The organism is Clostridium sp. AF21-20LB, assembly GCF_003478795.1.
GTDB classification, from domain to species: Bacteria; Bacillota; Clostridia; order Lachnospirales; family Lachnospiraceae; genus Otoolea; species Otoolea fessa.
The window spans coordinates 111,804-123,767 of sequence record NZ_QUGD01000004.1; the positions used below are offsets into that span (position 1 = coordinate 111,804).

Annotated in this window: 9 protein-coding genes; 4 read left to right on the plus strand and 5 right to left on the minus strand. The window is 42.9% G+C overall.

The genetic code is table 11. From position 1 onward, the window contains the following. Positions 1-145: 145 nt before the first annotated feature. The 4 genes from DWX76_RS03820 to DWX76_RS03835 form a co-directional block, all read right to left on the minus strand. A complete protein-coding gene (locus tag DWX76_RS03820; RefSeq protein ID WP_118472522.1) occupies positions 146-1,315 on the minus strand; it encodes an alanine dehydrogenase in 1,170 nt (389 codons plus the stop codon). Positions 1,316-1,727: 412 nt separating this feature from the next. Beyond that, positions 1,728-1,946: a hypothetical protein gene (locus DWX76_RS03825; RefSeq protein WP_118472521.1), complete on the minus strand. Its 219-nt coding sequence runs from the start codon at positions 1,944-1,946 to the stop codon at positions 1,728-1,730. A gap of 427 nt (positions 1,947-2,373) precedes the next feature. After that, positions 2,374-3,783, minus strand: a complete 1,410-nt coding sequence (locus DWX76_RS03830) for a sodium:solute symporter family protein (protein ID WP_182427998.1) — start codon at positions 3,781-3,783, stop codon at positions 2,374-2,376. A 39-nt stretch (positions 3,784-3,822) separates the two neighbouring features. After that, the gene (locus tag DWX76_RS03835; protein ID WP_107001821.1) at positions 3,823-5,010 is read right to left on the minus strand and encodes a metal-dependent hydrolase family protein; all 1,188 of its coding nucleotides are present in this window, start codon (positions 5,008-5,010) and stop codon (positions 3,823-3,825) included. A 206-nt stretch (positions 5,011-5,216) separates the two neighbouring features. Between DWX76_RS03835 and DWX76_RS13805 the strand changes: the two genes are divergently transcribed. From DWX76_RS13805 to DWX76_RS03845, 3 genes are all read left to right on the plus strand, one after another. Then, complete coding sequence (locus DWX76_RS13805) at positions 5,217-5,885, plus strand: hypothetical protein (RefSeq protein WP_147353833.1); 669 nt, start codon at positions 5,217-5,219, stop codon at positions 5,883-5,885. Positions 5,886-5,910: 25 nt separating this feature from the next. Then, entirely contained in the window at positions 5,911-6,771 is an 861-nt protein-coding gene (locus tag DWX76_RS03840) for a helix-turn-helix domain-containing protein (protein WP_182429722.1), read from the plus strand. 486 nt (positions 6,772-7,257) lie between these two features. Then, on the plus strand, positions 7,258-8,403 hold the full coding sequence (locus tag DWX76_RS03845) for a Fic family protein (protein ID WP_118472518.1): 1,146 nt from the start codon (positions 7,258-7,260) through the stop codon (positions 8,401-8,403). 229 nt (positions 8,404-8,632) lie between these two features. Here DWX76_RS03845 and DWX76_RS03850 read toward each other — a convergent pair whose 3' ends face one another. Beyond that, complete coding sequence (locus DWX76_RS03850) at positions 8,633-10,594, minus strand: aconitate hydratase (RefSeq protein ID WP_118472517.1); 1,962 nt, start codon at positions 10,592-10,594, stop codon at positions 8,633-8,635. Between the two features lie 411 nt (positions 10,595-11,005). On the opposite strand from DWX76_RS03850, the gene DWX76_RS03855 reads away from it, so the two are divergent. Next, positions 11,006-11,890, plus strand: a complete 885-nt coding sequence (locus tag DWX76_RS03855) for a gamma-glutamyl-gamma-aminobutyrate hydrolase family protein (protein WP_181357266.1) — start codon at positions 11,006-11,008, stop codon at positions 11,888-11,890. Positions 11,891-11,964: the final 74 nt, after the last annotated feature.

Genomic DNA, 11,964 nt, shown 5'->3' on the forward strand with positions numbered 1-11,964 from the left:
CTCCTATTCTTCTGTATCAAATGCGCCTCCAGCTATTTCCCATCCGGAAGCGCTTCTATTCTCCCCTCAAATGGCAGAGCGCTTTTCATCCGTATCCCCATACGTTTCACGAAAAGCGTTCTGCCGGTATCCTTTATCTGAAAAATCACTTCTCTAATTTGATAAAGTTATCCGAATGGCTCTTGGTTGCCGACGGAGCCAGATCCAGTTTCTGATCTGCGATCTCTAAGATGTCTTCCGGACGAACCCACGGTCTGCCCTGGATAGCACTTGTCTCCTCATGGGTTAAGTATCCCTTGTAGGCAGTTAAGCTGCGGCGCAGGAAACCATCCTTTGCACACGCCTGCGCCACACCATTGTTGATGATGCTTCTGAAGTGCGGCAGTACGGATGCTGCGTATGCGATCGAGGTAGACTGGGAAATTGCACCCGGAATGTTGCTTACGCAATAATGTACGACACCTTCTTCGATGTAGCGCGGATTTTCATGGGTGGTCTCATGGAATGTCTCGATTGCACCATAATCGTTGCTAATATCTACGATAACGGAACCTTTCTCCATCGAGCGGACCATCTCGCGGTCGATCATGTATTCTTTGGCATCCTTCGGCCATCTAACACAATTATATACGACATCTATCTCTGGTAAAATCTTTTTCAGATTATAACGGTTGGAAATCTGGGTGTTGACTTCCTCATTGAACTGTTTTCCGATATCGCGCAGGGTTCCGATATTAATATCCATAACCGTTACCCACGCGCCCAGCGCATGAAGAACAGAGATTGCTGCGCGTCCTACCACGCCGCCTCCAATGACCAGCGCCTTAACGCCCGGAGCACCGCCGAGACCGTTGACGAATTTGCCCTTGCCGCCGTTGATGGAAAGCAGGGATTCCAGACCAAAGAGTGCACCCGCCTTACCAGCTGCCTCACAGTTCGGTGAACCGTAACGGTGGGAATCTTCTGCGGTAAATGCAATACACTTGCTGTCGAGAAGTGCCTGTACCTCTTCCGGATGTGCTGCTGGATGGATGCAGGTAAATACGATCTGGTTTTCACGGAGCAGTTTGTACTCGCACGGTTCAAACTCTTTTACCTTTGCGACGAAATCGCAGGTTGCATAAATTTCTTCCTTTGTATCAACCAGCTTCGCGCCCTCTTTCACATATGCCTCATCCGAGAATCCAGAACCTTCGCCCGCGCCCTTCTGAACGTAAACCTCATTGCCGTCACCTACCAGCATGCTTACCTCTGCCGGGGTTGCGATGACACGGTACTCGCCTACTTTGATGTCTTTCAATACGCCAACTTTCATAATGTGTTCCCTCCATGTAATATATTTTTCTTTTTGCTTGATACTTTTGCTTGATACTCATATATACAGCAAGTTCCGTGCCAACTTTTACGTTTTTCGATTTTATTTAATATTTTTATTTTTTATTTTCCAAAAAAATCGAGATTCTCCTTGTAAATACAAGGTTTTTGTCGACTTAAAATTTTTATTTATTTTTTTGATGATCTTCCAGAAATGACCCGTTCTTGTCTCATTTCTTTTCAGAGTGCAAAAAATGACTCATTTATGAGCTTTTATGCGCTCATAAATGAGTCATTCAAATTTTAAGTTTGAGTCACATGCCGATTTTTGAGTCTTTCATTTCCAGGGTGCTCATTTTCATTTCTACGCTTTCGCTGATAAACTTTTTATTTTTTCGCACCCAGTTTAATTCCTACTGCCCGACTTCCGCCGCTGCCAGCTTTCGCGACTCCGTCAGCGTCTTTCCCTCGCGCAGATGAACCGCCACGCGCTCCAGTTCCGCCGGATCTGCATAATTCGAATGGTTCACTGCATTGTACAAACTCCGCAGACTTTCCCTCGTACTGAATATCATCCGAAATAACGTGTCCTTGTGATCCCGCCTTGCTCTTGCGTAAGTTCCTTTTTTCATAAATTCTCCTTTCTGTCAGGAGAATTTCTTCTGCTTTGTAACACTCCCGTCACCTCACAGTCAGAGCAAAATCCATCGAAAATCTCCTGCTTTTCAATTGTTACTTAATTGGATATGCATAAGATTTTCTCAGATTCATAATTAGATTGGAATGTAAGATATACTTGAAATGTTTACAAAGAAAAATATATGCTTGATATGATAAATGTAACATATCCGAACCCATGATGCAAGGTATATGGTCCTAAATTGTCCATCCGTTCAAAAGATGGATTTGCCGGATTCGGTCATTGCATCCGCAAAAAAGGAAGCAGGTGAGCAAACCATTTAAGATCCCCTCACCTGCTTTTCTTATACCTTGATGTTGTCTTTGAAGTATTTCTCCCAAGAAATCTTGAACGCTTAATGGGGTCTGACCCCATTAACTTCATTCACTTTTTGGCTGTGTAGCTAAGGATACCGCAACTAATGTAATCAAAGCAATCGGGAATGCAACAAAAATTGTCTGTAATCCAAATGGAGAACCGGTTGCCTCCCAGATAATACTTAATCCACATCCAATAATCATAGATGAAATGCCTCCCGCTTTTGTAGCTTTTTTCCATACAAGTGCTCCAACAACTGCCGGTGTAATTCCTGCTCCATAAATAGTATAGGACCAATACTGAATTGCAAGAATCGATGGGAAGAAAGTCAGAATAATATAAGCGACAACACCTGCAATCAAAATGAACGCACGGCTGACTTTAAGCTCTTCTTTCTCTGTTGCATTCGGATTGATTTTACTATATAAATCGATGCAGAAGTTAGCTGCTGCAGATAACAGATATGAATCACCTGTTGTAATGGTAAATGCTGCTGCTGCGGAAAGTACGATGCCGCCCACAATCGTAGGAAGAAGTGTTGCCGCACCGATCAATGCCTGTCCTGCTGCAATACTGGTTCCAAAATACTGACGTGAAATGAATGCATAGCATGCAACAACCGGCATAATAACAAAACAAGCAAGCATAGTGCCCATCAGACCAACACGAGCTGTTTTTACATCCTTCGCTGCAACAATTCTCTGATAATAGTTCTGATCGGAACAAGTCAGAAGAATCAGCGGAAGATATCCGCCAACCCATTTAAGAAGCGTCTGACCGCCGAAGAACGTAAGGCTTTCCGGATCGTTGGCCTGTGCAGAAGAAATAACCCAATCCCAGCCACCTACTGTACTAATTAAAACAGGCAAGCCAATTGCAAGGCCACCTACCATCAAAAATGCGGACATTGCATCTGTCGTAGCAACTGTCTTCAATCCACCAGAAAGGGCTAGTACAATAACAAGTGCACAACAGATTATTGTACAATAAGTAGTTGGAATACCAGTTGTAGCGTTTAAAATAAATCCAAGACCTCGATACTGATAAGAAACGATAGAAACCATCGCAAGTGCTATGATAACCGCTGATATTGTTCTAGCTTTAGAACCATATTTCGTTTCAAGAAGCTGTGATACCGTGTAGCAGTTGCTTTCCCGGATTTTAGGGGTCAGATAACATAAAACACTCATACTGATAACCGGACAAATCGTAAAAAACAAACCACTCCACAATCCATAATTAAAAGCTAGGCTATTTCCACCACCGGTTACTGTACCACCACCTGTATATGTAGCCAAAATCGTACCAACTGCTACAATCTTTCCAAGGCCTCTTCCTGCTAAGAAAAAATCTTCTTTTCCTTCTTTTTTTACAGCTGCTTTCTTTGCGAAATAAGCTCCCGTTCCAACCAGAGCAAGTAAATAAACAATAACAACCAGAAGCATTTTAGGCTGAGCAATTAATTCATGCATAATGTATCCTCCTTTAATGTCAATATCATTTTCCATATTCTATACTAAAAGACCTTCTTTATATACCGCCGATAAATGTTCTGTAAACGCATGTAAATCTACCAATGGATTGGCATCCAGAACTACAATGTCTGCAATTTTTCCTTCTTCTAAAACACCTCTGTCTTTCACCCCTAGTTCCTCCGCTGCAGCCAAAGTTGCACAGCGAATCACCTGAGCAGCTGACATTCCATTTTCCTGCATTGCAACTAATTCTTTAAATATGGATGGGTGCGGGCCGAAATTCGGAGAACCTGCATCACTTCCCGCAACAATCTTCGTACCGATTTTCATGGCTGCTGAAAAAGCCTTTTTTTGATTTTCCTCAACAGCTGATGCCTTCTCTACGATAACATCTGCGATCATTCCTTTTCCTCGAGCCAGTTCTTTATATACCTGCAGAGTCGGAACCCACACCTGCCCATTTTCTTTCATCTTATGAAGAAGTTCTTCATCTAATGCACCTCCGTGCTCAATTGTATCAATTCCGGCATCAATACATTTTGAAATAGCATCTCGTGAAAGCGCATGTGCTGCGACCTTCATATTTAGACGGTGTGCTTCATATGTAATCGCCTTCAACTCATCCGGTGAATACATACATGGACCTACATCTTCCAATCCAGCTGCGCCTCCACTCGCCATGATCTTAATCCAATGAAGTGGTGGAATGCTCATCTCGATATTATAACCTTTCAAACGTTTAATTTTATCAATCAACTGCTCCTTTGTATTCGCAATATAGCCAATCATCGGACAATGTCCATAGGAACCTTGAATTGCACTTCCCGCCGGAACAATATGACTTCCTTTAATCAGTCCAATATTCACAGCTCTTGCCAGAGGAATCGAGCAATCATCATTACAGCCCAAATCGCGTACAGTCGTTACCCCGTTCTTTAAGGATTTTTCCGCCGAAGAAACACCTTTGGCAAAATTTAAATAGTTTCCATCCCGTACAGTCTCATACATGGGGTCCTTGGCTGTTCCTTCCCATACAAGATGCACATGAGCGTCCATAATACCTGGAATCAGATATTTTCCACTGCAGTCCACCTTCTTTGCTTCAGTCGGCGCCTTTTCCTGAACTGATGCAATTTGCTTACCAGTAATTTTTAAATCTGCCTTGATAAATTTTCCTGTTCTTACATCCAGAATTTTACCATTAACCAAATAGAATTCTTCCATACTTCCAACTCCTTCCTGATTTTTCAATCAATGTTGAATATAAATATCCGTAGCCAAAATCAAAATAATGTAATAAAATGAGGATTAAGAATAATTATTTTGATGAACAGATTATAAAAAAAATATAAACTGATTACTTCGTATATCTGATACAATATCAAAAAAAACAATCTTGTGCAGAATGCACAAGTAGAAAGGAGTCCCTTATGCTATCATTCCTATCATTCATGCAAAAGCTTTCTGCTTATCACGCTTTAAAAAAAGAAAGCATCCGCTACCCGGATTCCCCAATTTTTCACGTTCAAAACAACCTCCCTGTAAGAGAAACATTTACAGAAGCTACCGCATATATTATTCATTCTGATGATTGCCTTCAAATCCCCAAAGACAACCAAAATATACTTTGGATCATTTTGCCGAACGGCACAGATGACACAGAAATCCCTGATTGGATCGAAAACTATGTTATGCTGGCTGAACCTACCATTCAAACTGAGCTTACATTCCAGCTGCAGCATATACTAAAAGTAGAGCGACGAATCGAAGAAGCTCATTACAAACTCAGCCAATGCCTGATAAACCGTAAAGATGTGAATACCATCCTATCTACAGGTGCAGAACTTCTCGAAAACCCCTTATTTTTATCGGATACATCCACCCGTGTTCTTCACTGGTCTGATCTGAACGAACTAAAGAAAGTTGATGACGAACTAATTCAATGCATCATCAAACACAATTTTGTAACCTCCGATCTATTCGAAAAATATGACTATAAAACACTTCTCCCCAATATCGAACAAACCGAACATGCCTTTATTGAACATTCTAATTACCAGAAGAAAAAAAGAACGTCTGATTGTAAAAATTGTTATTGAGCACCGATATTTTGGTTGGATCGTAGTGATTCCACAGAAACGTCCCTTTGAAGACGGCGATTGTCAAATACTAGATATTTTGGCAAACGTCCTATCGTTAGAATTAGAGCGAAATAAAATAGGCTTTGCACTCAGTTATCGTGAAAATCTTCTATTTGAACTTATTTCTGGACGCATCCGCAATCAGGAAGAATTTAATTTACGGGCAAAAGGATTTGGCTGGATTCCGGGAGAACACTTCTATACCATGGCTATTGGCTTCCGGGATGCGTACCAATCGGACAATCAAGAACGTTCCATCACTGCTTACAAAAATCATCTTGGTATGATTTATCCAACCTATAAAGCAGTCTGTATCGGCAATATCTTATATCTGCTTCTTGAAACCGAAGATCTGGAATCAGTTGCCAATAACTTGGATAACTTCTTTCAAACTTATCATCTGGCCGCTGGTTGCAGTCACCATTTTTCAAATATCATTGAATTTAGTGCATCTGTAGAACAATCCTTAGAGATTCTACGAATTGGAATGAAACAGAATCCAAGGCAGAATATCTATCGATTTCAGGAATACAATATGCCTTACCTGGTTTCCACTTTGAAAAAATATAGTCAGCCGAACTATTTCTGCCTTCCAGAAATACTCAGATTACAGGCCTATGATCAAGAATTCGGAACCGATTATTTAGATACATTACAAACCTACCTCTTCTTCCGCAATGTAATAACTGCAGCAAATCATCTTCACATTCACAGGAACACTATGAATTACAGAATCCAAAAAATCATTGAAATTACGGGGTTAAAGCTTACCGAAGGCGAGGATTTGTATAAAATATGGCTTAGCTGCCTCATTCTTGGTGTTAATGGGTTCTGCCCCCATTAACTTTGAATCACTTTTTCTTTACCATGCAGCGTTTCTTAAAGAATGAAATACCATGCAAAGAATCTGACCAACGCCCCCACTGTGTATCACACACAGCGAGGGCTTTTTTTGCACTCCAGGAGTTCATTTTATTTCCGTCATAAACTATACACTTCCACCATAAGCCGTATCCCAACTTTCAGACCTTCCTGCTCCTGCTTCAGCTTCTTCCGGTCTCCACCGGGCTTTCTGACTTTATATGCTCTTTTCTCTCCCATAATTATTCGTGCAGCTCCAGCGGCAATCCGTCCGGGTCAAGGCAAAATCAAAATATAAAATTCTAAACTTGAAATTTCCAAGGTAATTTTGCTTGAGTAATTTCACAAAAAGCCGTTTTTCTGAAATTTCTTCTGTTCTTTATTTTCACAATAAGTTGATTTCTTGAAATTTCTATGCTAAAATAGCCTCAAAAATTTCAATTTCCATTTTTCGGAGGAAAAAACAATTATGACAAACCGAGCAGGAACACTCGTGAGTAATCTGTCAGGCGAAATGGCGTATGAATCCTTTCGACCAGCTCCGCTTCCACCAAATCCTCCTATTGAGGTATCTGGTGAACTTCTCACGAAACTTATTGATGCAAACAAGAAAATAGCAACACTTGAAGGGCTTTCCTCCCGTATACCAAACATGGGACTTTTTGTTTCCATGTATGTCCGTAAAGAAGCCCTTCTTTCCTCACAGATTGAAGGTACACAGTGCACCCTTGAGGATATCTTGAATCCTCTGATTGAAGACAACACCAATCGAGATGTTTCCGATGTTGTTAACTATATCCGTGCGACTGAGTTTGCGCTTGAGCGGCTGAAAACACTACCTCTGTGCAATCGTCTAATTAAAGAAACTCATGCAGTTCTTTTGGAAAGCGCGCGAGGACAGGAAAAGAATCCTGGCGAATTCCGGTATTCACAAAACTGGATTGGCGGTCAGGGAAGTACTCTCAAAAACGCTCGATATATTCCGCCAAATCCTGAAGATATGCTAACAGCCATGTCCGACCTTGAAAAATATATCAATAGTGATGATACTCTTGACCCTTTGATTCAAGCCGCATTAATCCACTATCAATTTGAAACCACTCACCCTTTCCTTGATGGTAATGGACGTGTTGGACGACTTCTCATTACGCTCTTCCTAATGAAAAAAGGCATTCTGTCTACTCCCGCACTCTATATTTCTTATTACCTCAAGATGAACCGTATTGAGTACTATGACCGTATGACTCAGGTGCGACGTACTGGTGATTATGAGCAATGGATTTCTTTTTTCCTTCAGGCTTTTGCAGATTCCGCAGAAGATGCGATTCATACAATTGATTATCTTACTGCATTACACGATAAAAGCACAAAATTATTTGATGCTCTCACAAAGAGACAGCGTACCAGCGTTCTTAAAGTGTTTGCCTATTTGGAATCAAATCCTATTATTGATATTCAGAAAACCTCTACAGCTCTTGACATGTCCTATAATACTGTGTCAAAGGTAGTCTCCATTTTGGTCAATGATGGAATCTTGAAGCAAACAGACAAATCTGGAAAGGCGAAGATATATTCTTATACCGAATACCTCGATATTCTCCGTAAGGACACTTAACGCCTTGACTATCACCGCAAAAAGCGCTCCAAACAATGTCTTTTTCTCAATTTCTTTCACAATCTTCACTCTTATTCTACCACAAGATTACTACAAATGTCTTTCTTCCGTCAAGTCGCACGAAAAAGCGCCTGCACATCCGCACAGGCGCCTTTTCCCAAAATAAATAAGTTGGTGAATAAGTAGTTATTGTATATAAAAATATAATGGAGGCATAATTAATAAATGACTACGCTTCTTTCTCTGCTTCCAGCTGTTTTTTCAGTGTTCTCAGCTGTCCGCCATTTAAGACAACTTCGATTTCCTTATCTGTCAGTTCTAATTTAACCCAGAAGGAAAATCCTTTTGTCTTATCAGTAATCTGCACACGGTGTGCTGCAATCTGCTCCCGCAGGTTATCGATATGAAGCTCATCTGTCTGCTCCAGGCGGTCATAATCAGCTCCATCCTCAAACAACATTGGAATTACGCCATGATTTACCAGGTTTCCCTTATGGATACGGGCAATACTCTTGGCAATGACCGCTTTTACACCCAGATACATGGGATTAATAGCCGCATGCTCACGGGAGGAACCCTGTCCATAGTTTTCACCGCCGATGATGATGCTCTGTCCCATTTCTTTCGCACGGGCTGCAAATTCCGGATCATAGCGGTGATAGCAATACTGGGACATCAGCGGAATATTGGAACGCATGCTGCTGAACTCAGCACTTGCCGGTGTAATATCATCGGTGGATACATTATCACGGGCTTTTAAGCTGATAGGAGCATCCAGTGTCTCCTGCGGCGGCTCCGGAACCGGAAGAAACTTGATATTCGGTCCGCGGACAATCTCCACCTTGGCAGCCTCTTCCGGTGACAGTGGCGGCAGAATCATCGAATCATCAATATCGTACTGATCCGGCTCATGGATGGTATCCAGAATCTTCACATTTTCACCCATAATATCTTCTGCCGTTGCGAAAGTTCCCACAATCGCAGTTGCCGCAGCACTCTCCGGGCTGACAAGGTAAATCTTCGCGGTCGGATTTCCGGCACGTCCCTTGAAATTACGGTTGGAGGTGCGGACTGCCACACCGTCGGTCGCCGGAGTCTGACCGATTGCGCAGCACGGACCACAGGCAATCTCCAAAAGACGGACACCTGCATCCAGAAGCATCTCCACATATCCATCGCGCATCAGCTGACGGTACACCTGCTTGGAAGAAACCGCACAGGTACAGCTTACATCCTCATTCACATGATGTCCCTTAAATACAAGTGCTGCTTTTGCAATATCGGCATAGCTTGCATTGGTACAGCTTCCGATAAATACCTGCTGTACTCTCTTCTTTTCCGCCTGATGCAGCGGCATAACATTGTCCGGCTGGTGCGGACATGCGATCAACGGCTCTAACTCGCTTAAATTGATATCGATCGTCTCGTCGTACTCGGCGTCCTCATCCGGAAGAAGCTCTGTGTATGCTTCCGGACGTCCCTGTGCAGCCAGAAATCTCTTTACCTGTGCATCTGCCGGGAAAATGGAAGTGGTCGCGCCCATTTCCGCACCCATGTTTGCGATAGTCGCACGTGCCGGAATCTCCATCTCGGCAACTGCCGGTCCCACGTACTCATATACATTTCCCAGACCGCCCTTGATGGTCACGCGGCGAAGCATTTCCAGGATAACTTCCTTCGAGTTGCAGCCCGGTCTTAATTTACCGGTCAGGTTGACACGGACGACTCTCGGCATCGTCAGACGCATCGGAACACCCGTCATCGCCGTTGCTACATCCATGCCGCCGACACCGATACACAGCATACCGATCGCGCCGCCATGCGGTGTGTGACTGTCTCCGCCCATCGATACCTTGCCTGGCACACCAAAACGGGATACATGAACGGTATGGCAGATGCCGTTGCCCGGTCTGGACACATACACGCCGAATTTCTTTGCTGCGGACTGCAAATAAATGTGGTCGTCCGGCGTCTTATTATCTACATATAATAAATTGTGATCGAGGTAGCTGACGCTGCACTCCGTGCGGACACGGTCCAGCCCGATCGCCTCGAATGCCAGATAAGTCATAACGGCATTGATATCGTGTGTCAATGTCTGATCCACCTTGATAAAAATTTCTTTGCCCGGCGTCATATCGCCCGATACGAAATGTGACTCAATAATCTTTCTGGTAAGTGATTTCCCCATGTTTTGATTTCCTCCATTTGGTTTGTCATATTCTCTCGGAGTCTTTCCTGCACTCCGCCATCTCTATCAGCCCCGCAGCCCTGACCCGGCTGCCCGTCTGTTTTTTCCGTCCTTATTGTAACGCCTGCCTGCGGGGAAAATCCAATTAAGAAAGGGAATGAAGGTATAACTTTCTGTTATCAGGGCTTTTCCCCGTACTCCTCCCTACTCAATTCTTCGCTTCCATTTACGCCTCCTTATTTTCGCTCATTTTTCGTATATCTACAAAATTATATTATGTATTTTAGGTAGCATTAAAAATTATTTTATTTTATTATGTAATTTTATGTATCTTTTTGTATTTTTATGACTGTTTTATGTTAGAATCCAGCCATGTTTGGGAGGACAATTTGTATTAGGGAGGAAATTCGAATGAGAAAAATTAAAATGATGACCAGTGCAGTGCTTCTTTCTTTATCCCTGGCTTTTTCTTTAACAGCTTGTGGAACAAAGTCTGAACCGGCAGCCGATACAACAGCGGCTGAAGCCGAAGTAACCGAGACAGAAGGCGAAGCAGAGACTGCCGAAGAAGCGGCGAATGACGAAGAAGAGAAAGTCAAAGTCGGCGTTTCATGGAATGCCGACGAAATCGACGAAGATGCACAGTTATATATAGATGCCGTTACCAAAGCTGGCGGCGAAGCAATTTATCTTCCTCAGATCAAAACCGAGGATGACGCGAAAAATGCTCTGGCAGAAATCGATGCTCTGGTTATGACCGGCGGCGAAGATATTGATCCGAGCTACTACGGCGAAGAGCCAAACGAAAAATTAGAGACTGTAAACGAAGTCAGAGATACTTCTGATTCTCTTTTAATCAAGGCAGCTCTCGATGAGGATATCCCGATGCTCTGCACCTGCCGTGGCATGCAGTTCTTAAACGTATTAAGCGGCGGTACCTTATATCAGGATCTTCCGACTCAGAATCCGTCCGATATCGAACATCGCGATCCGGACCGTAAGGTATTCGCAAAACATGAGATTACCGTAGACAAAGATAACATCGTTGCTGCCGCATTTGGCGGAGAAGGCACCTACACTGTAAACTCCTGGCATCATCAGGCAGTCGATCAGTTAGGTGACAACCTGAAAGTCGTTGCTACTGCTCCAGATGGAATCATCGAAGCAATCGTCAGAGAAGATAAAGACTACGTGATGGGCTTACAGTTCCATCCGGAAGCTATGATCGCTGAAGGTGATGACAGTTTTCTTGCTTTCTACACCAACCTGATCGATCAGGCAAAAGAGGCAGAATAATCACATTTCTCCCAGACAAAACAATATTTTTGATGTTTTAATAACCTCCAGGCGGATGAATCAATCTTTCCGCC